The following is a 24,108-nucleotide window of genomic DNA, read 5'->3' as shown; positions in this document are numbered from 1 at the left end:
CTTCAATGGCAATACTCGAAGACGCATTGAAAGGCGGGAACTTGGTAACGGGCCTCGCGATCGGAGTTGGTGCCCTCGTTTTAGCGCCGCTCGCGGCCCCTTTGCTGCGACCGATTACCAAGACGGTTCTGAAGGCGGGTCTTGTCGCCTATGATCAAGGCCGCGTTGCATGGGCCGAGATGAACGAAAGAACATCCGATCTGGTCGCGGAAGCCAGGTCTGAAATGGCCGAGACTGCGGGCAGTTCGCCTTCGCCTCCGCCTGCGACCAAACCTGCGCGGACTTCCACCAGCTAAACTGAATGCCAGGAAGTTCGATTTGAACACGCCGTGATGGCCTCAAGCCACCACGGCGGGCGGAGCGTTGACCTCTGGATATTGCCGCGGCAGTCGACGTCGTTTTCGCTGTGAAGCAGGGCAGCGGGGTAGCCCGCGATGCATACCTTTGCCGAGCCTGGGAAATCCAAAGCACCCAGCACCAGCATCTCACTCTCCATCGTCCCGATCCACACGTCGGTGCCGGGGCGCGCTCGGCTGAAGGTCGGAGGTCTGCAAGGATCGAGCGCGGTCAAAGACCTGCTGGAGCGGGGAGGTCGCGCGGCGCCGGGTGTGTCGAGCATCGCCGGCAGCGATGTGACCGGAACCGTCCTCGTCGAGTTCGAGGCAACGTCAGATCTCGACGCCATCGTCGAGCATCTGGCAGCTCTTTTGCGTGGCGAAATCGTTCCGCCGAGCGATGCACCGCATCCCGAGTGGCACACATTGTCACCCAGGCGCTTGAGTTCGATGTTCGAGGTTTCGGCGGACGGAGGACTATCGAGAGCTAATGCCCGCCAACGCTTGGCGAGCAGCGGCCCCAATCTCCTCGACTCCATCCAGCCACGGTCGAGTGCGACCATCCTTGCGGGTCAGTTTGAAAGCTTGCCGGTGGCAATGCTTCTTGGCGCGGCCGCAATCTCTATTTTGACGGGTGGCGTGCTCGAAGCCGCCGCGATCCTCGCGGTCGTTGGCCTGAACGCCGCCATCGGCTATCAAACCGAAAGCCGCGCCGAACGGACGATCCAGGGCCTGGGAGCGAGTGGGCCGCGAACCGCACAGGTCATACGTGAAGGCGTCACCACGACGACGGCGGTTCAGCAGGTCGTTCCTGGAGACATCATCTCAGTGCAACGGGGCGACGTAGTCCCGGCTGATGCGCGCCTTATGAATGCACAGGCCTTGAGCGTCAGCGAGGCGATGCTGACCGGTGAAAGCGCACCGATTGCTAAGAATATCCGCACTATCAGGAGGTCGAAGGTACCTCTCGGTGCACGTTCGAATATGATCTACCGCGGAGCGATCGTGACGGGCGGCAGCGGACGAGCGATCGTGGTGGCGACGGGACCCCTGACACAAGCGGGACGAATCCAGCGGCTTGTCGGAGCAACACTCACCCCCGAGACGCCCATCCAGAGGGAGCTTACGAATCTCGGACGGCGCCTGGGATGGCTGACCTTGGGCGCATGCGCATTCATTGTGCTCGTGGGAGGGCTGCGTGGCCTGGGTCTTCTCCAGATGGCGCGCTCGGCCCTTTCCGTTGCCGTTGCTGCGGTTCCAGAGGGCCTGCCAATGGTCGCCACCACCACGTTCGCTCTCGGAGTTGAAAGGCTCAGACGCGAAGGCGTTCTCATTCGCAAGCTGGAAGCCATCGAGACGCTCGCAGCGGTACGCGTTGCGTGTTTCGACAAGACAGGCACACTCACCTTCGGCCGCATCTCTGTCGAGACGATCAGGATCGGCGACAAGGCTTACCGCATCAATGACGTCAGGCGAAGCGGCGCGGACCCAGAGGGCCCATTGCGCAGCCTGTTGGAAACTTGCTGTCTTTGCAACGATACGGAGATTGTCGGCACTGACAAAGGACTGCGCTTGAACGGTTCGCCTACAGAGAGCTGCCTCATTGAGGCTGCTCTCGATAGCGGCGTGGACGTTGCCTCCTTGCGAGGGCGTTTTGCCCGAATATCGGTCCAGCAACGAAGCGAAGCATCTCGCCTCATGGCAACGCGACATATGACGGAAGACGGGATGCTGATTGCCATGAAAGGAAGTCCGGACGAGGTCCTCCGGCGCTGCGGCGCGGAAATCCTGCCGGACGGCATCCAGCGAGAGCTCACGCCGGATCGACGCGCCGCCATAGAAAAAGCAAATCTCGCAATGGCATCTCGGGCTCTGCGCGTCCTCGGCGTAGCGCGCAAACAGACGAGAAGCTCCAAGCCGAGTGGAGAGGACACTCGGGACCTGGTCTGGCTGGGGCTGGTGGGGATGGCCGACCGGTTGCGGCCAGGCGTCAGTAGGCTGATGGGCCGACTGCACGAGGCCGGTATTCACACGATCATGCTGACCGGCGATCAGAAGGCGACAGCTGCCGCCGTCGGCGAGCGTGTCGGACTGAACGGCGGAGGCAGACTGGCGATTGTCGATTCGACCGAGATCGAGGGCATGAGCTCGGAGGAGCTTGTTCTGACCGCTCGCCATGCGCAGGCGTTCAGCAGGGTCAGCCCTTCTCAGAAGCTGCAAATCGTTCGCTCCCTTCAAGAAGCCGGGGCGAGGGTCGCGATGATCGGCGACGGAGTGAACGACGGACCTGCATTGAAGGCCGCAGACGTCGGCATTGCCATCGGGCAGGACAGCATGAGCGCAGCCAGGGAAATCGCGGACGTCATCATCGACGCCGACGGCCTTGGCGGCCTCGCGCCGGCCATCGAGACGGGCCGCACGACCCGGCGAAATATCCGCAAGACTCTTCGCTATCTGATCAGCACCAATTTGAGCGAGATCCTGCTGGTTCTTGCGGGCACTTCAATCGGCATGCGCGCACCCTTCACGCCGATGCAGCTTTTGTGGATCAACCTGGTCTCGGACGTGTTGCCCGGCATCGGACTGGCGATGGAACCGCCTGAAGCCGATATACTTCGGCAGACGCCGAAGGAAGAAGGCTCCGAGATCTTGCCGGTCCGGGACCTCGGAAGCTTGACCGCCCAAGCGGCGATCATGGGCGGCGCCGCGATGGCAGCGGGTCTTTTCGGGGCGTCGCGCTACGGGTTGGACTCCCCGCGCACCAGAACCATGACGTTCGGAAGCCTGGTCATGGCCCAGTTGCTTCATGCCTTCACGTCGCGATCCGACACCGAGAGCGTCTTTGAACCCGGATCAAGACCGCCCAACCATGCTCTTTCATGGATCATCGGCGGATCAATGGCCGTTCAGACCGCGGGCCTGTTCCTGCCGTTTGTGCGAAGGCTGCTCGGAATCGCGCCAATTAGCGGAATGGATGCGGTCGTTACGCTTGCGGGTGGGACTCTCCCATTCCTAACGATGGAATGGATGAAGTCACGGGGCGATGGCCATGAGAGCGATCTGGTATGGGCTCGCCGAGCGCCGCCAGATGTTCGTCGCGACAAGGCGATGCTTGCACCGAAGGCGCGTCGCCTTCAATCGACTTCACGCGACGCGCCTTAGGCCATTTCTTGTTCATATCGTTAGCCCTTGCGGGCACTGCTGCATGTGTCCTTACATCGTACCCGATTTAAGGACACATGCAGCATTTCAAAGTGCTACAGCGTCCTTTGTGCGTCTGAAAAGACGCACGGCGCTGTAACGACTAAGCGGCGAGCGGGAGGAGTTCTTTCTCTTCCCTGTTGACGGCTGCCGGCAACGGGAAGGATTGCGGCCGTGTCATGGAGTCGACGACCGCGCGAAGTATCGGTTCTCCGAGGACCTCCGCCAGTTGCGCAACAGGATGGCGGGCGAAGAAAATAGGCAGAAGCTTCGCCAGCAGGAATATGACCTCGGCTTCGCTCCCTCTGCCCTGGTCGGCCGCGGGTCGAGCAGCGGCCAACGGAACCGCCAATCCCGGAACCTCGCGGCAGATGGCGCGCGGATCGATGCCAATGTCGTGCACGATCACCAGGCTTGCCGCCGTTGGATTGACAGTGACGTCCAACACGCCCTCGACAGCAAGGAGCTTTCGCTGCAGATCAGCGAAAAAGGCTGTCTGATGGCGCGCGCCGCCGATCTTGATCCGCAGACGGCCCGGTGTGTAGTGAACGATCTCGGCGTTCAATTGTCGATACCTCTTGCTTCATGCACATTCAGGCCAGGTCGAGACGGCCGTTCGCCGCCTCAATAGAGCCTGCACGTGAAGGCCTGATGACAGCCACAGACACGGGCAGCCGTGTGATTGCCGGTGTCGAGCGACGGGGCGGTTTTGTCGCGCCGAGCCGCCACTTCCATGCGCTCGAAGCCGGCAAATGGGCGGAGAGATTTTTCGGGATCACGGGTCTTCCGTACTTCATCAAGTGCAATTGCGCTGGTGGATGATCCCTCGTTATGCGAAACTGGCTTGGAACCGCGCTCACTTCGTTGACGCATCGGATTTGTGCGAAAATTCAGGCCTATCTTTCCGCTGTTGTAAACCAACGCGGCAAGGCGGAAGCGTCAGCAGGCAAAGACGTGAAGAGAGGAGGCCGGGCATGCTTCCCACAGCGAATGTTGAACACTTCATGTCGGGGCGTCTGCGGGTAAGAGTTCCCCATCGCCGCGGCGACGTGTCCTACTTCCGCTCGGCGGTCGAGAAACTTTCCGAACATCCGGAGATTGCCGGTTTACGGGCGAATCCGATGACCGGAAGCATCCTCATCCAACATGAGACGGACTTGCCTTCGATCCGCGAGATCGCAGCCAAGAGCGAGATATTCGATCTGCAGGAGGCGGCTCCACCGCGGCCCCGCCGTGCATCGCCCCCTGCGAAAGCGCAGGCGGCGGACGGCGCCGCCGTATTGGCTGGCGGTAGCGCAACGACAATTGGCCTGACGAGTCTGGCGTTTTATCAGGCGATACGGGGCAATGCAGTGGGGCCCGCCACCGAGAATTTCTGGAACGCGTATGGCGGGTTGAGAATTCTCAAGAATCCATGGATTGCGCTTCTCTTTTGCGGTCTCGGAATGCTGCAATTGAGTAGGGGCCGATGGGCGGGATCGGCGACGTCGCTCCTCTTCTATGCGTTCGTCGTCGGTCAGCTCTCCAGCTCCGCCGCCGGCGAGCCAGCCCCTGCCCAACGGTCGGATGGAAAGCCGGAGAACGTCCCGCGCTAGCAGTCTGGCATGGGGGGCGGTCGCTCAGGCCAAGCAGACACAAGCACGTCATGGCCGCATGCTAGAGTTTCGCGGTGGTCCCGGCGACGGGCCGGATTGGTTCTTTTCTCAAAGGAAGGGTCGCGCGATGTACATGGACCGCGCGAGATATGAGCTCTCTCTTCACCCGGACGAATTGTTCATGCTGCGCGAAATTTTCGATGCAGCGCTGGTGGAGCGACGGTGGAATCGCAGTTGCGAGGCGGCAAATGCACTGGCTGCGCGGATTTTCGATCTTCATCGCGGTGGCGTCACCGAGGCTGACGATCTCCTGGCAATGATCCGAAAGTTTTGACCGCTCCACTCTCGGATCGATTTCCCGGCGAAAGTGTTCGCGTGCGCGCTTTCGAGCAAACCGGCTTGCCTATGACAATTTTGTGACGGATAGTCGCCGCACCGATAGAAGGAGGTCAATATGGGTGAGAAGCGAAGGAAAGTGTATGAAGCATTGGTGGAGGGTGCCACGCAGGGCCATTCCGATACGAGCCTCTATGAGTTCGTCCGGAGGCGCTGCCCCAAGACCTCCAGCAAGAAGCTTGTCCGCGCCTCGCTGCTGGCCCTGACCGACCCCGACCTGAAGGACCGCAACGTTCTCAGCACGATCTACGCACTGGCGATCAAGCACCGCCTGGACGAGGTGCGGGTCGATGAAATCGACGATGAGGACGACGATGATCCCAAGGAGCTGGCGCCCTCGGTTTCCCGCAAGCACGATGGGTCTTCGGCAGGAGATTTGCCCGCATGAAACCTCGGTTGTGTTGAACCCGCGGTTTCCGATATCTTTGGTCCCATGGTCGAACAAGCCGACGAAATACCGCTCGAAGGTGGGGGCAGAACGGCCGTTGTCCGGCGCGGTGGCATCGTCGTTCGCGAGACTGGTCCCTGGACGCCCACCGTCCATGCCTTGCTCCGCCATCTGCAGGAAATGGATTTCGAGGGCGCCCCGCGCGTCGTCGGAGAGGGTTTCGACGAGCATGGCCGCGAGCTTTTGACCTATATCGATGGCGAAGTCATCAATCCTTCGCCGTGGTCCGACGAAGCTATGGACGCTTTAGGTCGCCTGATTCGTCGCTTACATATCGCCACCGCCAGCTTCCGGCCGCCGGCGGACGCGATGTGGCGCCCTTGGTTCGGCAGAGACGTTGGCGTGCCCGACATTATCGGTCACTGCGATGCGGCTCCCTGGAACGTGGTCTCGCGGAATGGCAAGCCCGTCGCACTGATCGACTGGGAGGCAGCAGGTCCTGTCGACCGGTTGACCGAGATTGCCATGGTTGTCTGGAACAATGCCCAACTCTACGACGACGATGTCGCGGACGTGAACGGGCTGCCCGAAACCAGGCACCGCGCTCGGCAGGTCCGCACATTCGCCGACGCTTATGGGCTGTCAGCGCATGAGCGGCGGCAACTCGTGTACCGAGTGATCGAGTTTGCCTCCCAGAGCGCCGCCAACGAAGTGATCGAGCAGCAGATCACGCCCGAATCGGAACATGTGCCGCGTGTTTGGGGAATCGCGTGGCAGACGCGCAGCGTCGCCTGGTTGCTGCGCAACCGCCATATCCTCGAAGCCGCTTTGGCGTAATTCTCCTTGCGCCTGATCGAGGTGGCCCAAATTGGTTAGTGCAGGTGCCTCAGCTTGTCAGGGTTTCTGACCACATAGATTGCGGCGATCTTGCCATCCTCGATTTCGAGCGCGGTCGTCTGGAGTTCGCCATCGGCTTCCAGCGTGATGAAACCGGGCAGTCCGTTTACCAAGCCGACGCGAAGAAGTTTCGAGCCATGCGTCTGGAACAGAGCGGCCAGCTTTTCATGGACCTTCATGACGGCATCGAATCCGATGATCGGCTCGATTGCTGCCGCCCGCTTGCCGCCGCCGTCGGCATGGACACTGACGTCTGCCGCCAGCATCGCACCAAGCGTTTTCATGTCGCCGCTGCGGGACGCGGTGAAGAAGGCCTCCGCAAACTCGAGACCACGCTCCTTTTCAATCCGGAAGCGAGGCCTCGCCTCGCGGACATGGGCACGCGCGCGGGTGGCGAGCTGGCGGCAGGCAGCCGGATCGCGCTTGATCGTCGCTGCGACTTCCTCGAATCCCAGTCCGAACACATCGTGCAGCAGGAAAGCCGCTCGCTCGAGTGGAGAAAGCCGTTCCAGTGCCAGCATCAGCGGCAAGGTGACGTCTCCGTCGTCCTCCTCTTCCACCACCACGGGGTCGGGAAGCCAAGGACCGACATAGGTCTCCCGCTGGCGTCGCGCTGATTTGAGCTGATCCAGGCAGAGCCGCGTGACGGTTCGGCGAAGGAAGGCCTCGGGCTCGCGCACCGCGGCGCGGTCGGCCCTCATCCAGCGGATGAAGGCCTCCTGTACCATATCCTCTGCGTCGGCGACGGAGCCGAGCATTCGATAGGCGACGCGCATGAGCTTGGGACGCAGCGGATCGAAGCTCGCCGCTGCATCCTCGTGCATCGGATCCGACATCAGGCGGCCGCCTGGGCGGCCTTCGCGGCCGCCGGATCGACCCACAAGCCGAAGCCGACCGCGAGGCGGTTCCACCCGTTAATGACATTGATCATCAGCGTGAGCTTCACCTGTTCCTCCTCCGTAAACTGAGCCTTCAAGGCCTGATAGGCACTTTCGTGCGCATGTCCTTCTGATAGCCGCGTCAGAACCTCCGTCCAGCCGAGCGCGGCGCGCTCACGTTCGGAATAGCAAGGGGCCTCGCGCCAGGCCGACAGAAGATAGATCCGCTGCTCCGTCTCGCCCTTCGCGCGCGCTTCCACTGTATGCATATTGATGCAGTTGGCGCAGCCGTTGATCTGCGATGCACGGATTTTCACGAGTTCGATGAGCGTCGGCTCGAGGCTGGAAGCGACGGCGACCGAAGTGCCCATCCAGTTCTTCATCAGCGAAGGAGCAGCGGCGAAAGGATCAAGTTTTGCAGTCATGGTTGCTTTCCTCTTGTTGGTTGCACTACCATGACGAGGCAGGATCCGACGGTGTGACATTCGCGCCGAAAATTTTCTTGTCCGATGAGCAGGGGAGGGAGCCCAGTCGCGCTGCCCGCCCGTTCAGCATTCATCCCGCCAGCATCTCAGTTTGCGTCAGCGTCAGTTGCCAGTGCAAGCGTCGGTCGCAGGCCCAGAGCAAAATCGCACGCCAGCACACGGAGTTTTGAGTGGACGGACAAGGATTGCGCCATATAGATGCTCATGGGGATTGCAGAGGCTCGTGATGGAACGCAAACTCGCAGCAATCGTGGCAGGCGACATCGTCGGTTATAGCCGGCTGATGTCCGAGGACGAAGCCTCGACCTATGCGGCACTGCGCGCCGCCTTTAGCGGACTGATAATACCCACCGTCGAGAAGCACGGCGGTCGAACCTTCAAGACCACTGGCGATGGCTTTCTCGCGACATTCCCGAGCGTCAACGAGGCTCTCGATGCGGCGATCGAGATCCAGAACGGATTCGTCGAGCGGCCGTTCAACATGCGTCTCGGCATCAACCTCGGCGACGTCATAGAAGACAATGGCGACATGTTCGGCGATGGCGTTAACGTCGCTTCCCGGCTGGAAGCCATGGCGGAGCCCGCCAGCATTTTCGTCAGCGAGGCGGTGGTCCGCAGCGCCGGCCAGAGCCGCAGCAACCTTTTTTACAGTGTCGGACGAAGACAGGCCAAGAACATACCCGAGCCGCTCGCCGTTTATGCCGTTCGTGTCGAGCCCCGGCAGGTGAACGGCCTTGACTTGCTGCGCCGGATCGCGCGCCGCCGGCGCGCCATTTTGCCTTACGCGGTGGGGGCCGCAGCGCTAGTCCTTGTCGCCGCCTTCACCCAGATGCCCGCACTGAGAGTGGTCGCCGGCGATGTGACCAACAGCATCGTGCGTCTGTCGGGCGTCGAGCCTGCCGATGCCCGGCCGACGGTCGCGGTGCTGCCCTTCGACAACATGAGCGGCGAAGCCGACCAGGGCTATTTCGCCGACGGGCTTACCGAGGACATCATCGCCAATCTTGCGCGAAATCCCGAGCTTCAGGTGATCGCGCGCAACTCGACCTTCGCCTTGCGCGGTCAGGCGGAGGACATCCGCAGGATCGGGGAAAGACTGGGTGCAGGCTATGTGGTGGAAGGCAGTGCCCGGCGCGCCGGCGACCAGCTTCGTGTGGTGGCACAGTTGATCGACGCGCGCAGCGGCGCGCATCTCTGGTCGCGCAGTTACGACCGCCGCGTCGAGGACATTTTTGCGGTCCAGACCGAGTTGACGGCCGAGATCGTCTCGCATCTCGTGTCCTATGTGCGCGAGTCGGAGGTATCGAACGCGGCCGAGCGCCCCACCGAAAACCTTCAGGCTTACGATCTCGTCCTGCAGGCGCGCGACCGCTACAAACATGGCTCGAAGGATGCCGAGGCGCTCCTTGCCGCGCGCGCGCTGCTTCATCGGGCCCTCGAGCTTGATCCCGGTTATGCGACAGCGCGTGCCAATCTCGGAATGACCTATATCGTCGACTTCGCGCAGAACCTCAGCGGCAGGGCGACCAGGACCGATGTGGAAACGGGCCTCAGCGAGGCGCGCCAGGCCGTTCGTCTCGATCCAAATCTCGCTGTCGGCTACCAGGTCCTGAGCTTCGGCCTTTCGATGAGCGGCGACTATCCCGGCGCAATGCAGGCTGCGCAGCGGGCGGTCGAGCTCAATCCGAACGATCCGGACAGCCTGATGGCGCTGGCAAAGGCGCAAGTCAGATTCGGCAGCTATGACGAGGCGGTGGACAATGCCGAACGGGCGCGCCGCCTGCATCCCATGGCACCGGAGTATTATACCTATGTCTACGGTCAGGCGCTCTATGCTGCCGGGCGTCTCGAAGAGGCCGACCAGGTCTTGCGGGAATGCCTAATGCGGGCGCCGCGCGAAGCGGACTGCCTGCTGATACACACCGCAGTCCAGAGCCAGCGCGGCGACGTTCAGGGAGCGCAGCGCACCATGGCGCGCCTGACGGACGTGGATCCTGAATTTTCGCTTGCCGGTGAGCGCGCCAATCGGCGCTTCGGCAATTCTCCGCTGATGGACCAGTTCCTGTCGCAGCTTGCAGATGCGAGAGCGCCGGACGTAACAAGCGGCTTGGACCCTCGGGCCAAACCATTGCTGTAGGCGGCAGCCGCACTCTCTGTCAGTCTGGCACCACCACGAGCTTTCCTACGAAGTTTTTCGCCATGAAGTCCGTCTGCGCCCGGTGGAATTCCGAGAGGGGATAGACGCCGCCGACGAGCGGGCGGACCTTCTTCTCTTCGATATAGCGCACCAGCCGCCGGAAATCGGCGCGGCTGCCCTGGCTCGATCCGTGCAGCTCCAATTGCTTCAGATACATTGTCCTGAGATCCAGCTTCACGACCGGTCCGGCGATGGCACCGGCAGTCGTATAGCGGCCTTCCGGGCGCAGGATCTTCAGAAGATCGTTGAAGAGCGGACCGCCGACGAGATCGGCGACCACGTCGATCGGCTCGCCATGCACGGCCTCATTGACGGCTTCGAAGAGATCACCCCGGCCGCGGGTCACGACGGCTTCGGCGCCGATATCGAGCATCGCGGCTTCCTTGCCCGGACCCGCAACGGCGATCGGAATGGCGCCGCGGGCGCGCGCGAGCTGGATGATCGCCGAGCCGACTCCGCCCGATGCCCCAGTCACGAGGACTCGCTCGCCGGCCGCAAGCCTCGCTCTTTCGAGCATCCGTTCGCCGGTCAGATAAGCGCAGCAAAAGGTGGCGAGCTCGATGTCGGTGAGATCCGTCGCGACCACATGGGCGTTTTCGGCCGGAAGCGCCATGTATTCGGCATAGCCGCCATCGCGGCCGTGGCCCATGTAATCGATGTCTGCCAGGCTGTCGTCGTCGCGATTGTAGATCGAGAAGTCGACCATGACGCGCTCGCCGATGCGCGCCTTTTCGACTCCGTCGCCGACGGCGACGATATGGCCGACCGTGTCCGTACCCTGGATGCGCGGGAAGGTCAGCGTGTTGCCGTGGCGCCGCCAGGTCGAGACGGCGGAGGGATCGTCCTCGGTGCCATAGGCCCCTTCGCGCACCCAGACGTCGGTGTTGTTCATGCCGCAGGCGGTGACCTTGATCAACACCTCGCCTGCAGCCGGCGACGGCACTGGGACTTCCCTGCTGTAGACGAGCTTGTCCAAGCCGCCGTGCCCGGTGAGCAAAACGGCGGCCATCTTAGTCGGAACCGAATTCATCATGCGCCTCCCTCAGCGACCGAGTACGGACTGGATCGCGTCGGCTGCCGCCGTGACGACAATCTCGGCTTCCTCGCGCGTCAGGCAGAGCGGCGGCGCGAAGCCAAGAATATCGCCCTGCGGCATGGCGCGGCCGATGACGCCGCGTTCGGCGAGCGCTGCCGCCACCTGCGGCCCGATCTTGCGTGCCGGATCGAAAAATTTGCGGTCGTCGCGGTCCTCGACGAATTCGACCGCTGCCATCAATCCATCGCCGCGCACCTCGCCGACATTGCGATGATCGCCGACCGCCTTTGTGAGTTCGGCCCGGAAATAGGCCCCTGTCGAACCCGCATTCTCGACGATGCCGAGCTCGTCGATCAGTTCGAGATTGGCGATACCGGCGGCGGCACAGATCGGGTGCGCCGAATAGGTCCAGCCATGGCCGATGGCGCCAAGCTCGTCGGAGCCCTTCACCAGCACCTGCCAGATCTTGTCCGAGACGATCGTCCCGGAAAGCGGCGCGTATGCGGAGGTCAGCCCCTTGGCGATGGTAATCAGGTCCGGCTTGATGCCGTAGTGCTCGGAGCCGAACATCGTGCCGAGACGGCCGAAACCGGTCACGACTTCATCGGCGATGAGCAGGATATCGTATTTCTGAAGGACGGCCTGGATCTTCTGCCAGTAGCCTTCAGGCGGCGGCACGATGCCGCCGGTGCCGAGGATCGGCTCGCCGATGAAGGCGGCGACCGTATCCGGCCCTTCGGCGAGGATCATCTCTTCGAGCTTGTCGGCGCAATATTGCGAGAACTGTTCCTCGCTCATCGAGCGGTCGGGGCGGCGGAAGTAATAGGGCGCCTCCGTGTGCAAGATCGGCGCACGCGGCAGGTCGAAGGCGTTGTGGAAAAGATGGAGGCCCGTCAGCGAGCCGGTCATCACGCCCGAGCCGTGATAGCCGCGCCAGCGAGAGATGATCTTCTTCTTCTCCGGCCGACCGAGAATATTGTTGTAGTACCAGATCAGCTTGATGTTGGTTTCATTGGCATCCGAACCGGAAAGGCCGAAATAGACGCGGCTCATGCCTTCCGGTGCACGCTCGATGATCATCTTCGAAAGCCGGATCGACGCTTCCGTGCCGTGGCCGACATAGGCATGATAATAGGCGAGGTTCTTCGCCTGTTCGGCGATAGCCTCGGCGATTTTCTGGCGGCCGTAGCCGACATTGACGCAATAAAGGCCGGAGAAGGCGTCGAGGCTGCGCTTGCCGCTGATATCGGTGATGTAGACGCCTTCACCGCCGCCGATGACGCGCGTCGGGCTCTCGCCACGCGCATGCATTCCCATATGGGTCGAGGGATGGAAGAAGTGGTCGCGATCCCAGGCGGTGAGTTCGTTGCTTCTTTCGAGCATGGTCTTTCCTTTCGTGAAGTTCTTATCAGGCGGCGGTGTCGATGCAGAGATATTTGAGCTCGGTGAAGGCCTCCATGCCGTGGCGCGAACCTTCGCGGCCAAGGCCGGACTGCTTCCAGCCGCCGAAAGGGATCGGCCCGCCGGTGATCTTCACCCGATTGATCGCCACCATCCCGTATTCCAGCGCCCGTGCGAGCCGCATCTGGCGAGCGCCGTTTTCAGTGACGACATAGGCCACGAGCCCATATTCGGTATCGTTCGCTCGCGCGATCACCTCTTCCTCGTTGTCGAAGGCGGTGACCGCGGCGACCGGGCCGAAGGTTTCTTCTCGCATGATCAGCGCCTCGTCGGGCACGTTGGTCAGAAGGGTGGGCTCGAAGAACAGCGGTCCGGCCGGGTGGCGCTTGCCCCCGACCGCAAGTTTGGCGCCCAGCTTCAGCGCGTCCGCAACCTGCTCCTCGACCTTGGCGACGGCCCGCTCGTGCATCAGCGGACCGATATCCGTGCCAGCTTCGAGCCCGGCGCCGACCTTCAGGCGAGCAATCCGGGTGGCAAAAGCCTCCTCAAAGGCCTTCAGGATCGGCCGCTCGACATAGACGCGGTTGGCGGCAAGGCAATCCTGTCCGGAGGTCGCGAACTTCGCGGCAATCGCAATATCGGCCGCCTTCTCGACATTGGCGTCGGCAAAGACGATCAGCGGCGCGTGCCCGCCGAGCTCCATCACCAGCCGCTTCATCGTTGGAGCGCACTGGCCTGCGATCAGCCTGCCGATTTCGGTGGACCCCGTGAAGCTCATGGCGCGAACTCGTGCGTCCTCGCACATGCGCCCGACGACCGTTGCGGCCTTGCCGGTCACGACGTTGAAGACGCCGGCGGGCAGACCCGCGCGCTCTCCGAGCTCGGCAAGTGCCAGAGCGGAAAGCGGCGTTTCGGAGGAGGGATGCGCAACCACGGTGCAGCCCGCCGCAAGTGCGGCGGCCGCCTTGCGGGTGATCATGGCCGAGGGAAAGTTCCACGGCGTGACGATGCCGACCACGCCGAGAGCCTCCCGCCGCACGATCATCTCGGCGTCGGCAAGATGGCTGGTCACGTTTTCGGCGTTGAGGCGCTTGCCTTCCTCGGCATACCACTCGATGAAGGAAGCGGCGTAGTCGATCTCACCACGCGATTCGGTAAGCGGCTTGCCCTGTTCAAGGGTCATCAAGAGAGACAGATCCTCGCGGGCGGCGAGCATCAGCTCGTGCCACTTGCGCAGCACGCCGGCGCGCGCCTGCGGCAGCATGTTGCGCCAGGAGTTGAATGCCTTTGCCGCCGCATCGATCGCTTCGGAAGTCTGGGTCGCATCAAGCGAAGCGACGAAAGCGAGGGCGGCACCGCTTGCGGGATCGCTCACTTCCAAGCACTTCCCGTCGCGTCCGGCAATCCAGCGGCCGCCGACATAGGCGAGCTCCCGCAGCAGTTGCCGATCGTTGAGGTGTTTCAAGGCGTCGTGAAAGGTGGTGCGTGCAAAGATAGCGGTCATGGTCGTAATCCTCGTCCAATGCGAAGAGAGTGACACCGTCACCGCGAGAGATTGTCCATTCAGCCGCTCTGCGTGAGAGACTTTGACCAAACGAGGGTCATCCGCGAGAGAGATTGTCTGGAGCCGGTCCTGCAACGGGGAGGGAAAGCGCGTGCAGTCTTCCACCCACTCCGTGTCCTGCCTAAATATCCATGGGCGCGTGCGGAACAGAAGCTTAACTCGCACGTTGATTGAAACACGTCCGCGCGAAGGAGGAAGGTTTGTGTTATGACCGGGTCATTGCAACATCGCCCTGTCGTGACAGCTGGTGAACACGTCCTGACTGCGCAGGAGGCTTTAGAGCCTTTGTATATGGAACTTGAGCAGGAGGTAGAAACCAAGCTGGTGCAGGCAGCGGTATCCGCCGGCTGGTCCGCTGACGAAGCGCTCGAGGCGATCGACGAATTGAAGCGGCATGAAGTTCTGTCGATGGTCGGCCAGGAAGTCTAACAGACCTCCCATCTGTCAGGGAGAGCGCCCCCTGCAGCCGGCTGTATAACACTGCCATCATTGCGCTTGCCAATTTCCTCCCTCTCGGCGGGCCGCTCCGCTTCGCGCTGCCGTATCTAATTCATCGGCGGCAACAGCGAGCCGAGCGGCAGCACGGTTTCCTCCTTGACCGTCTTGGTGACGATGTAAGTGAAGTACCGGTCGATGCCGAGCTCCCGCCCGAGTAGCTCGTCAACCAGCCGCTGATAGGCATCGATGTCGGCGGTCACGACCTTGAGGATATAGTCGACGCCGCCGCCGACGGACCAGCAAGCGACGACTTCGGGAATTGCGGCGATGGCGCGCTCGAAGCGGTCGAAATCCGCCTGGCGGTGGTTGCCGAGCGTCACCTCCATCATCACGCTTGCGACCGGCGCCACCCGGCGTAGCGCCACGCGCGCGTGATAGCCGGTGACGATGCCGGCCTTTTCCAGCTTCCGGAGCCGCATCCAGCAAGGCGTCGGCGACAGACCCGCCTTTTCCGCGAGCGCCAGCTTGGTGATGCGCCCGTCGGCCTGGATCGCCTCCAGGATGCGCAGATCGATCGCGTCGAGCTTCATGCGGGATCCTTTCGTCATCCTCCTCGCGTCAAAGTCCGGGAAAAGACATTGGGTGGTCACTTTTGCATTGTCAATTGAGATGATTTTGATCACTGTTAAAATCATGACAAATTGGATGCCCGACACAACACTCCTGCGCCGCCCGGCCTATCTCTCGCTGGCCGATCAGTTCGCTCGCGCCATTCAGGAGGGCAAGCTTCAGAATGGCGCGCGACTGCCGACGCATCGCAAGCTTGCCGACGATTTGAAGCTCTCGGTGCAGACGGTGAGCCGCGCCTATGACGAACTGATCCGGCGCGGGCTGATCTCGGGCGAGGTCGGGCGCGGCAGCTTCGTCCAGACGCAGCCGCGCGAGCCCGAGCCGCCCTATCTGCCGGAGCGGCTTGGCGAGCTGATCGATCTCTCCATCCTCAAGCCGGTATGCGAGCAGATCCATCTCGAGAAGATGCGGCAGGCCTTCGCCTGGCTTGCCGAGAACCTGCCGGCGAGTTCGGCGCTCTCCTTCCGGCCGAACATGGTGTTCCCGCGCCATCGCAATATCGCGGCCGAATGGCTTTCGCGCTGCGGGCTTACCGTTTCGCCGCTCAATATCAGCCTCACCAACGGCGCAACCTCGGCTATGACCGTCGCGCTGATGAGCGTCGCGCCGCCCGGTTCGACGGTTGCGACGGAGGCGATCAGCCATCATACGCTGGTGCCGCTGTCGACCTATCTCGGCATTCATCTCCAGGGCATCGCAATCGATGATGACGGGATGGTTCCGGAGGCGTTGGACGACGCCTGCCGCAAGGGCGTCATACGCGCAATATTCCTGCAGCCCTCTGTCATCAACCCAACCGCCACCTTGATGAGCGCCGAGCGGCGGACCGCGCTCGCTGAAGTGGCGCGCCGGCATGACATCGCCATAATCGAGAACGACATTCTGGGGCCTCTGGTCGAGGAGCGCCTGCCGCCAGTTGCGGCGCTTGCGCCGGAGCGCACGCTCTATGTGACGAGCTTCACCAAGATCACCGTGCCGGGCCTCAGGATCGGCTATCTCGCGGCACCAGACCGTTATGTCGCGGCGGTCGCCAATCGACACCTCGTCTCGAACTGGATGGCGACGCCGTCGATCGCGGAGATCGCAACGCATTGGGTGAGCGACGGCACGGCGGTGGAACTCGTCGATTGGCAGCGCCGGGCTCTCGCCGCGCGCCACGCAATCGCCACGGAGACGTTCGGCAGACTTCCCCACCGCACGCACCCGCAGAGCCTGCACGTCTGGCTGCCACTGCCCGAGAGGCACTCGGAGGACGCCTTTGTTTCCCAGGCGCGCCTGCGTGGCGTCGCGATCGCGCCAGGCGCTTCCTTCCGCACCGCCGATAGCGGCTGGCGTCCGGCCGTTCGGATATCCCTCGGCTCCACCACCGAACAGGAACTCAAGACCGGGCTCGGCATCGTCGCGTCGCTGGCGCTCGGCGATCCGGAAGCATTGCTGCTCGTGATCTAATTCAAATGCTCAGCTTTTCGGCGGCGCACAATAATTGTCATGATATTATTATTCAGATTGACATGATTTCGGAACCGGATCATCGTTAGGACATTAGGGGTCTCATGAGGAGAGACGCGAATGCCCGAGCCGATCATCCGCATCGACAACATCGTCAAGAGATACGGTCCGCTGACCGTGCTCGACGGATTGTCGATGGAGGTGATGCCGGGCGAGAAGCTCGCCCTCATCGGACCGTCCGGTTCCGGCAAGACGACGATCCTGCGCATCCTGATGACGCTGGAGACGATCAGCGACGGCTTTATTCAGATCGACGGCGAGCAGCTCTATCACGTGAAGAAGAACGGCCAGCTCGTCCCGGCCGACGAGCGCCATCTCCATAAGATGCGCGAGAAGATCGGCATGGTCTTCCAGCACTTCAACCTGTTTCCGCACAAATGCGTGCTCGACAATGTAACGCTGGCGCCGATCCTGACCAAGGGCATGGCACGGGCCGCGGCCGAAAAGCGGGCGATGGAGCTCCTCGACATGGTTGGCCTGGCCGACAAGGCCAACAGCATGCCGGCACAGCTTTCCGGCGGCCAAAAGCAGCGCGTCGCGATCGCCCGGGCGCTGGCACTCTCGCCGAAGATCATGCTTTTCGACGAGGTGACCTCGGCGCTCGATCCGGAGCTCGTCGAGGAGGTGCTCAACGTCATGCGCAAACTTGCGGCAGAGACCGACATGACGATGCTCCTCGTCACCCACGAGATGGGTTTTGCCCACGATTTCGCCGATCGGGTGCTCTTCTTCGACCGCGGCAAAATCGTCGAAGAGGGCAAGCCCGAGGACATCTTCCGGCATCCGAAACAGGAACGCACGCAGACCTTCCTGCGCAAGATCATAGCGGCAGGGCACCGCGTCTAAGCCTTACGGCCGACATTGCCTCAAACAACAACAGCAGAGAACAACAGAGGAGTTGGGAACGATGAGACTGAAAGCTTTAATGGCGGCCGGTGCTGCCACGGCACTAATGGCAATTGCTGCGACTGGCCCCGTTGCTGCGGATGAAAACAAGCTCGAGGAACTGCGCGAGCAGGGCTTCGCCCGCGTGGCGATTGCCAACGAGCCGCCCTTTACCGCAGTCGGCGCCGACGGCAAGGTCTCCGGTGCAGCGCCGGATGTCGCCCGGGAAATCTTCAAGCGGCTCGGCGTGCCGGAAATCGTCGCTTCCATCTCCGAATATGGCGCGATGATCCCGGGCCTGCAGGCCGGGCGCCATGATGCGATTACCGCCGGGCTCTTCATGAAGCCAGAGCGTTGCGCCGCGGTCGCCTATTCCCAGCCGATCCTCTGTGATGCCGAGGCTTTCGCGCTGAAGAAGGGCAATCCGCTCAAGTTGAAGAGCTACAAGGACATTGCCGACAATCCGGATGCGAAGATCGGCGCGCCCGGCGGCGGTACCGAGGAAAAGCTGGCGCTCGAGGCCGGCGTGCCGCGCGATCGCGTCATCGTCGTGCCGGACGGCCAGAGCGGGCTGAAGATGCTGCAGGACGGCCGCATCGACGTCTATTCGCTGCCGGTGCTCTCCATCCATGATCTCGTCTCGAAGGCGAATGATCCGAATATCGAAGTGGTGGCTCCCGTCGAAGGGGCGCCGGTCTATTGCGATGGCGCCGCCTTCCGGAAAGGGGACGAGGCCTTGCGCGATGCCTTCGACGTCGAGCTCGCGAAGATGAAGGAATCCGGCGAGTTCGCCAAGATCATCGAACCTTATGGCTTCTCGGCCAAGGCCGCCATGTCGACCACCCGCGAGAAGCTCTGCGCCGCGAAGTAAGCCCGGGCTGGGGCTCCCGCCGCCTTCCACTCGCCATCAATGCGGGCGGGAGGCGGCATGGAAAATTCTGAACGGAACAACGAAACGATGATCGACTGGTCCGGCTATATCGGATTGATCCTTGACGGCGCGTGGGTAACGGTCCAACTCACCCTGATGGGCTCGGCGCTCGCTGTCGTCGTCGCTTTTGCGGCGGGGCTCGGGCGCGTCAGCCGCTTCATGGCGGTGCGAGCGCTTGCCACGACCTATATCGAGTTCTTCCGTGGCACCTCGATCTTCGTCCAGCTCTTCTGGGCCTATTTCGTCCTGCCTTTTGCCGGGATCACCCTGACGCCGCTACAGGCCGGCGTGCTCGCGCTGGGGCTCAATGTCGGCGCCTATGGCGCTGAAGTGGTGCGTGGTGCCGTGAAGGCGATCGGCCGCGAGCAGCGCGAAGCCTGCATCGCGCTCAATCTTTCGCGCTATCAGGCGATGCGCCACATCATCCTGCCGCAGGCGCTGCCGCTGATGCTGCCGACCTTCGGCAACAATGCGATCGAGCTCCTCAAAGGAACCGCCGTCGTCTCCCTGATCTCGCTCACCGACATGACGTTCCAGGCCCAGGTGGTCAGGGCGCAGACGGGCAACACGCTGATCCCGTTCGCCACCATCCTGGTGCTCTATTTCATCATGGCCTGGCTCATCTCGCTCGGCATGCGCTGGCTGGAGCGGCGCGTCAGCCGTGGCCTCGATGGCGTGAGGGCTTGACCATGGAATGGGATTGGGAATTCGTCCGTCAGATCATGCCGACCCTCATCGAGGGGCTGCAGATCACCATCCTCGCGACCATCCTCGGCGCCGCCGTTGCCGCGGCGATAGGCCTCGTCTTTGCCATCCTGCGAATGACAGCGCCGGCGCCGATCGCGCGTGCCACGAGCTTTGCGGTGGAGTTCATCCGCGGCACGCCCTTGCTGGTGCAGCTCTATTTCATCTTCTACGTTCTGCCGGACATCGGCATCCGTCTGCCGGCGCTGCTCGCCGGTGTCATCGGCCTCGGCATCCACTACGGCACCTATGCCGCCGAAGTCTACCGCGCGGGCATCGAGAACGTTCCGCGCGGCCAGTGGGAGGCGGCCAAGGCCACGAACCTCACGGCACGGCAGACCTGGATCCACGTCGTCCTGCCGCAGGCAATCCCGCCGATGATCCCGGCGCTCGCCAATTACCTGATCGCGATGTTCAAGGAGACGCCGCTGCTTTCGGCAATCACGGTGCTCGAACTCATGAATCAGGCAAAGAGCATCGCCAACAGCAACTATCGCTACATCGAGCCGATGACGCTGGTCGGCGTGTTCTTCCTGATCATGAGCCTCATTTCGGTCTTCTTCCTGCGCTGGCTGGAAGAGCGCTACGCACGGGTGGACGAACGCTGATGGAACAACCTGTCGCCCTTTCGCTCGCGGAGCGCACACCGCGCCTCGACGACCGGCCGATGAAAAAGCGTATCGGGCTCGTCATCCTTGCAACCGACCATACGACCGAGGTGGACTTCCAGCGCATGGTGGCGTCCGCCTCGATCGGTGTCTATGTCGCGCGCATCCCCTATGCCAATCCGGTGACGCCGGAGAATCTCCAGGCGATGCAGCCTTCGCTGACCGCGGCGGCGGGCTTGATCCTGCCGGACGAAGCTCTCGATGTCGTGATGTACTCCTGTACCTCGGCCTCCGTCGTAATCGGCGACAAGGAGGTGGCGGCAGCGATCAAGGCGGCGAAACCCGAGGCCGCCGTTGTGACCCCGACGGCAGCCGCGGCCGAAGGCTTGAGAAGGTTGGACGCGAGGCGCATTTCGGTGCTCACCCCCTATACGATCGAGACCAGTCGGCCCATGGCGGACTATTTCGCCGAGCTCGGCTTCACCATCGATAGGTTTACCTGTCTCGGGCTCACCGACGATCGGAAGATGGCGCGGATTGCGCCTGAGGAAATCGTGGCGTTCGCAAAGGAAGCGGCGGCGCCGGATTCGGACGCGCTCTTCATCTCCTGCACGGCCGTGCGGGCGGCCGGCGTGATCGCGGAAATCGAAGCGGCGATCGGCAAGCCCGTGGTCAGCAGCAATTACGCTACAGCCTGGGCTTGCCTGCGCCTCTGCGGCGACAAGTCGGCGCGGCCGGAACTCGGACAACTGATGGCGCTGCCGCTCGAGAGGGATTGGCCATGAATGCTTCTCTTCCGGTGACTATAGACGACATCGAGGTGGCGGCACGGCGCATCTCCGGCCGCGTGCTGACGACACCGCTCGTTGTGTCGGCGTCGCTCACCGAGCTTTGCGGCGTGCCGGTCGGCCTCAAACTCGAGCACCATCAGACGACCGGCAGTTTCAAGCTGCGTGGTGCGACCAATGCGGTGCTTTCGCTCTCGGCCGGCGAGCGGGCGCTCGGTGTGATCGCGGCCTCGACCGGCAATCATGGCAGGGCACTTGCCCATGCGGCAAAGGCGGAAGGCTCGGTCGCGACGATCTGCATGTCGCAGCTCGTGCCGGTGAACAAGGTCTCCGAGATCAGGCGCCTTGGCGCCCATGTGCGGATTATCGGCAGGTCCCAGGACGAAGCGCAGGACGAGGTCGAACGGCTTGTTGCGTCAAGAGGCCTCGTGATGGTGCCGCCCTTCGACCATCCGGCGATCGTCGCGGGGCAGGGGACGCTCGGAGTTGAGATCGTCGCGCAGATGCCGGACGTCGCCATGGTGCTTGTGCCGGTTTCAGGCGGCGGGCTCGCGGCTGGAGTGGCGGCAGCCGTCAAGGCGCGCAGGCCGGCCACGCGGGTAATCGGGCTGACGATGGAGCGCGGCGCGGCGATGAAGGCGAGTCTTGCCGCCGGACAGCCGGTGCTCGTCGAGGAACAGCCGAGCCTTGCGGATTCGCTCGGCGGCGGCATCGGGCTCGACAATCGCGTGACCTTCCGCATGTGCCGGGAGCTCCTCGACGACATCATCCTCCTGACGGAGGCGGAAATCGCCGCCGGCATGCGCCACGCCTACGCTGAAGAGCGTGAGGTCGTGGAGGGAGCGGGCGCCGTCGGCATTGCTGCGCTTCTCGCCGGCAAGATCAAGGACATCGAGGGCCCGATCGCGGTCATTCTCTCTGGCCGCAATATCGACATGGACCTGCATCTGCGTGTGATGAATGGCGAAACGGACCCGTTTCCCGAGGAGGCGGCATGACACGGATGACGATTCTGACCGAGGCGGAGCTGCGCCGGATCGTGCCGCTCGATCGTGAGGCGGTCGCCTGCGTCGAGGATGCCTTCCGTGCGCTCGCCACCAAGGCGGTGGCCATGCCGCCGATCCTGAGGCTGGATATCTCCGAGCATCGCGGCGAGGTGGACGTGAAGACCGCCTATGTGCCGGGGCTCGACGGCTTCGCGATCAAGATCAGCCCAGGCTTTTTCGACAATCCGAAGATCGGCCTGCCGAGCACGAACGGCATGATGGTGCTTCTGTCGAGCCGGACCGGACTGGTGCAGGCGCTGCTGCTCGACAACGGCTATCTAACCGACGTGCGCACGGCGGCGGCCGGTGCGGTCGCGGCCAAGCATCTGTCGCGGAAAGACGCTTCTGTCGCCGCCGTCTTCGGCGCCGGCATGCAGGCGAGGCTCCAGCTCGAAGCTCTCACGCTCGTCCGCCCGATTCGCGAGGCACGGCTCTGGGCGCGCGATGCGGCAAAGGCCGAAGCGACAGCAGGTAAGCTTGCCGAAACGCTCGGTTTCCCGGTCAAAGCGGCATCTGATCCGAAGGCGGCCGTGGCGGGCGCCGATATCATCGTCACCACCACGCCGTCCGAGAAGCCGATCCTTGAGGCCGATTGGCTGCAGCCGGGCCAGCACGTCACCGCCATGGGGTCGGATGCCGAACACAAGAACGAGGTCGACCCGCAGGTGATTGCCCGGGGCACTTACGTCGCCGACAGCCTCAAGCAGACTCGCCGTCTCGGCGAGTTGCATCACGCGATTGCCGCCGGCCTCGTCGCGCCGGATGCCGAGTTTGCGGAGCTCGGCCAGGTGATCGCCGGGCTGAAGGCTGGGCGGACGCGCGCGGACGAGATCAGCATTGCCGACCTGACGGGCACCGGCATCCAAGACACCGCCATTGCCACGCTCGCCTTCGCGCGGGCAGCCGCCGCAAAGGCCGGAACCACTTTCGAGAGTTGAAGCCGGCGCGGCCGGAAAAAACGAGGGAAGAAACATGACCCAACCCAACCTCAAATTCTCCCTTGGGGAATATGAAGCGCGGCTGAAGAAGACGCGACAGGCGATGGAAGCCAAAGGCATCGAGCTCCTGATCGTGAGCGACCCCTCCAACATGGCCTGGCTCACCGGCTATGACGGCTGGTCCTTCTATGTGCACCAGGCGGTGATTGTGCCGCCCGCGGGTGAGCCGATCTGGTTCGGCCGCGGCCAGGATGCCAACGGCGCCAAGCTGACTGCCTATCTCAGCCATGAGAACATTATCGGCTATCCCGATCACTACGTGCAGTCGACCGAGCGTCACCCGATGGACTATCTCTCGGGCATCCTTGCCGACCGTGGCTGGGGTTCGCTCCGGATCGGCGTCGAGATGGACAATTACTGGTTCTCGGCGGCAGCCTTCGCCTCGCTGCAGAAGCATCTTCCGAATCCGCGGTTCATCGACGCGACGGCGCTCGTCAATTGGCAGCGCGCCGTCAAGAGCGAGACGGAAGTCAAGTACATGCGCAATGCCGCGCGGATCGTCGAAGCGATGCATCAGCGCATCTTCGACAAGATCGAGGTCGGGATGCGCAAATGCGATCTGGTCGCCGAAATCTATGACGCGGGCACACGCGGCGTGGACGGCATCGGCGGCGACTATCCGGCGATCGTGCCCTTGCTGCCCTCGGGCGTCGAAGCCTCCGCGCCGCACCTCACCTGGGACGACCGGCCAATGAAGCGGGGCGAGGGCACCTTCTTCGAGATCGCCGGCTGCTATAATCGCTATCACGTGCCGCTTTCGCGCACCGTCTTCCTCGGCAAGCCTACCCAGGCTTTCCTCGACGCCGAGAAGGCGACGCTCGAGGGCATGGAGGCTGGGCTCGCGGTTGCCAAGCCAGGCAATACTTGTGAGAACATCGCCAACGCCTTCTTCGGCGTGCTCAAGAAATACGGCATCGTCAAGGACAACCGCACCGGCTATCCGATCGGTCTTTCCTACCCGCCGGATTGGGGCGAGCGCACCATGAGCCTGCGTCCCGGCGACAGGACGGAACTGAAGCCGGGCATGACCTTCCATTTCATGACGGGGCTCTGGCTCGAAGACATGGGCTTCGAGACAACCGAGAGCATTCTGATTACCGAGACCGGTGTCGAATGCCTCGCCTCCGTGCCGCGCAAGCTGATGGTCAAGGATTGAGC

General features: G+C 62.8%; 24 protein-coding genes. 17 read left to right on the top strand and 7 right to left on the bottom strand.

Going from position 1 to position 24,108, the window contains the following annotated elements:
• Positions 1-5: 5 nt before the first annotated feature.
• Positions 6-296 carry a DUF5132 domain-containing protein gene (locus M728_RS22220; protein WP_026621081.1) on the top strand — a complete coding sequence of 97 codons (291 nt, stop codon included), beginning with the start codon at positions 6-8 and terminating at the stop codon, positions 294-296.
• A 138-nt stretch (positions 297-434) separates the two neighbouring features.
• Positions 435-3,497: a cation-transporting P-type ATPase gene (locus M728_RS22215; RefSeq protein WP_051440906.1), complete on the top strand. Its 3,063-nt coding sequence runs from the start codon at positions 435-437 to the stop codon at positions 3,495-3,497.
• Positions 3,498-3,639: 142 nt separating this feature from the next.
• Here M728_RS22215 and M728_RS22210 read toward each other — a convergent pair whose 3' ends face one another.
• Positions 3,640-4,101 (bottom strand): hypothetical protein, encoded by a 462-nt coding sequence (locus M728_RS22210; RefSeq protein WP_026621082.1) that lies wholly within the window; start codon positions 4,099-4,101, stop codon positions 3,640-3,642.
• 187 nt (positions 4,102-4,288) lie between these two features.
• On the opposite strand from M728_RS22210, the gene M728_RS22205 reads away from it, so the two are divergent.
• The 4 genes from M728_RS22205 to M728_RS22190 all read left to right on the top strand — a co-directional run bounded on the left by M728_RS22205 (position 4,289) and on the right by M728_RS22190 (position 6,752).
• Complete coding sequence (locus M728_RS22205) at positions 4,289-5,131, top strand: hypothetical protein (RefSeq protein ID WP_370906482.1); 843 nt, start codon at positions 4,289-4,291, stop codon at positions 5,129-5,131.
• Between the two features lie 127 nt (positions 5,132-5,258).
• Positions 5,259-5,465, top strand: coding sequence for a hypothetical protein (locus tag M728_RS22200; RefSeq protein ID WP_026621083.1), 207 nt, complete (start codon positions 5,259-5,261; stop codon positions 5,463-5,465).
• Positions 5,466-5,585: 120 nt separating this feature from the next.
• Positions 5,586-5,915 carry a hypothetical protein gene (locus tag M728_RS22195; RefSeq protein ID WP_026621084.1) on the top strand — a complete coding sequence of 110 codons (330 nt, stop codon included), beginning with the start codon at positions 5,586-5,588 and terminating at the stop codon, positions 5,913-5,915.
• 45 nt (positions 5,916-5,960) lie between these two features.
• Positions 5,961-6,752 (top strand): aminoglycoside phosphotransferase family protein, encoded by a 792-nt coding sequence (locus M728_RS22190; protein ID WP_026621085.1) that lies wholly within the window; start codon positions 5,961-5,963, stop codon positions 6,750-6,752.
• 35 nt (positions 6,753-6,787) lie between these two features.
• On the opposite strand, the gene M728_RS22185 is transcribed toward M728_RS22190, so the two are convergent.
• Positions 6,788-7,648, bottom strand: a complete 861-nt coding sequence (locus M728_RS22185) for a sigma-70 family RNA polymerase sigma factor (protein ID WP_026621086.1) — start codon at positions 7,646-7,648, stop codon at positions 6,788-6,790.
• A complete protein-coding gene (locus M728_RS22180) occupies positions 7,648-8,115 on the bottom strand; it encodes a carboxymuconolactone decarboxylase family protein (RefSeq protein ID WP_026621087.1) in 468 nt (155 codons plus the stop codon). The genes M728_RS22185 and M728_RS22180 overlap by 1 nt, the downstream gene beginning before the upstream one ends.
• A gap of 286 nt (positions 8,116-8,401) precedes the next feature.
• Between M728_RS22180 and M728_RS22175 the strand changes: the two genes are divergently transcribed.
• Positions 8,402-10,312: an adenylate/guanylate cyclase domain-containing protein gene (locus M728_RS22175; protein WP_026621088.1), complete on the top strand. Its 1,911-nt coding sequence runs from the start codon at positions 8,402-8,404 to the stop codon at positions 10,310-10,312.
• Between the two features lie 19 nt (positions 10,313-10,331).
• Here the strand turns inward: M728_RS22175 and M728_RS22170 are convergent, their stop codons facing one another.
• From M728_RS22170 to M728_RS22160, 3 genes are read right to left on the bottom strand one after another with little or no spacing between them, the layout of a single operon-like run.
• Complete coding sequence (locus M728_RS22170; RefSeq protein WP_026621089.1) at positions 10,332-11,405, bottom strand: alcohol dehydrogenase family protein; 1,074 nt, start codon at positions 11,403-11,405, stop codon at positions 10,332-10,334.
• A gap of 9 nt (positions 11,406-11,414) precedes the next feature.
• The gene (locus tag M728_RS22165) at positions 11,415-12,791 is read right to left on the bottom strand and encodes an aspartate aminotransferase family protein (RefSeq protein ID WP_026621090.1); all 1,377 of its coding nucleotides are present in this window, start codon (positions 12,789-12,791) and stop codon (positions 11,415-11,417) included.
• 25 nt (positions 12,792-12,816) lie between these two features.
• Positions 12,817-14,313 carry an NAD-dependent succinate-semialdehyde dehydrogenase gene (locus M728_RS22160; protein ID WP_026621091.1) on the bottom strand — a complete coding sequence of 499 codons (1,497 nt, stop codon included), beginning with the start codon at positions 14,311-14,313 and terminating at the stop codon, positions 12,817-12,819.
• Between the two features lie 267 nt (positions 14,314-14,580).
• On the opposite strand from M728_RS22160, the gene M728_RS22155 reads away from it, so the two are divergent.
• The gene (locus tag M728_RS22155) at positions 14,581-14,802 is read left to right on the top strand and encodes a hypothetical protein (RefSeq protein WP_026621092.1); all 222 of its coding nucleotides are present in this window, start codon (positions 14,581-14,583) and stop codon (positions 14,800-14,802) included.
• A gap of 116 nt (positions 14,803-14,918) precedes the next feature.
• Here M728_RS22155 and M728_RS22150 read toward each other — a convergent pair whose 3' ends face one another.
• Positions 14,919-15,401, bottom strand: coding sequence for an Lrp/AsnC family transcriptional regulator (locus M728_RS22150; protein ID WP_026621093.1), 483 nt, complete (start codon positions 15,399-15,401; stop codon positions 14,919-14,921).
• Between the two features lie 67 nt (positions 15,402-15,468).
• On the opposite strand from M728_RS22150, the gene M728_RS22145 reads away from it, so the two are divergent.
• The 9 genes from M728_RS22145 to doeA all read left to right on the top strand — a co-directional run bounded on the left by M728_RS22145 (position 15,469) and on the right by doeA (position 24,106).
• A complete protein-coding gene (locus M728_RS22145) occupies positions 15,469-16,890 on the top strand; it encodes a PLP-dependent aminotransferase family protein (RefSeq protein WP_026621094.1) in 1,422 nt (473 codons plus the stop codon).
• A 120-nt stretch (positions 16,891-17,010) separates the two neighbouring features.
• Positions 17,011-17,796 (top strand): ectoine/hydroxyectoine ABC transporter ATP-binding protein EhuA, encoded by a 786-nt coding sequence (ehuA, locus tag M728_RS22140; protein ID WP_026621095.1) that lies wholly within the window; start codon positions 17,011-17,013, stop codon positions 17,794-17,796.
• 61 nt (positions 17,797-17,857) lie between these two features.
• Positions 17,858-18,706, top strand: a complete 849-nt coding sequence (gene ehuB, locus M728_RS22135; RefSeq protein WP_026621096.1) for an ectoine/hydroxyectoine ABC transporter substrate-binding protein EhuB — start codon at positions 17,858-17,860, stop codon at positions 18,704-18,706.
• 87 nt (positions 18,707-18,793) lie between these two features.
• The gene (gene ehuC, locus M728_RS22130) at positions 18,794-19,453 is read left to right on the top strand and encodes an ectoine/hydroxyectoine ABC transporter permease subunit EhuC (protein ID WP_026621097.1); all 660 of its coding nucleotides are present in this window, start codon (positions 18,794-18,796) and stop codon (positions 19,451-19,453) included.
• Positions 19,454-19,455: 2 nt separating this feature from the next.
• Positions 19,456-20,118 (top strand): ectoine/hydroxyectoine ABC transporter permease subunit EhuD, encoded by a 663-nt coding sequence (gene ehuD / locus M728_RS22125; protein ID WP_026621098.1) that lies wholly within the window; start codon positions 19,456-19,458, stop codon positions 20,116-20,118.
• Complete coding sequence (gene eutA, locus M728_RS22120) at positions 20,118-20,903, top strand: ectoine utilization protein EutA (RefSeq protein WP_026621099.1); 786 nt, start codon at positions 20,118-20,120, stop codon at positions 20,901-20,903. The genes ehuD and eutA overlap by 1 nt, the downstream gene beginning before the upstream one ends.
• Positions 20,900-21,904 carry a hydroxyectoine utilization dehydratase EutB gene (gene eutB / locus M728_RS22115; RefSeq protein WP_026621100.1) on the top strand — a complete coding sequence of 335 codons (1,005 nt, stop codon included), beginning with the start codon at positions 20,900-20,902 and terminating at the stop codon, positions 21,902-21,904. The genes eutA and eutB overlap by 4 nt, the downstream gene beginning before the upstream one ends.
• Complete coding sequence (eutC, locus tag M728_RS22110) at positions 21,901-22,890, top strand: ectoine utilization protein EutC (RefSeq protein WP_026621101.1); 990 nt, start codon at positions 21,901-21,903, stop codon at positions 22,888-22,890. Before eutB ends, eutC begins: the two co-directional genes overlap by 4 nt.
• Before the next feature lie 34 nt (positions 22,891-22,924).
• Positions 22,925-24,106 carry an ectoine hydrolase DoeA gene (gene doeA / locus M728_RS22105; protein ID WP_026621102.1) on the top strand — a complete coding sequence of 394 codons (1,182 nt, stop codon included), beginning with the start codon at positions 22,925-22,927 and terminating at the stop codon, positions 24,104-24,106.
• Positions 24,107-24,108: the final 2 nt, after the last annotated feature.

Source organism: Ensifer sp. WSM1721 (assembly GCF_000513895.2).
Taxonomy (GTDB): Bacteria; Pseudomonadota; Alphaproteobacteria; order Rhizobiales; family Rhizobiaceae; genus Sinorhizobium.
Note: the sequence above shows the minus strand (reverse complement) of the source record. Positions and strands in the feature narration are given on the sequence as shown.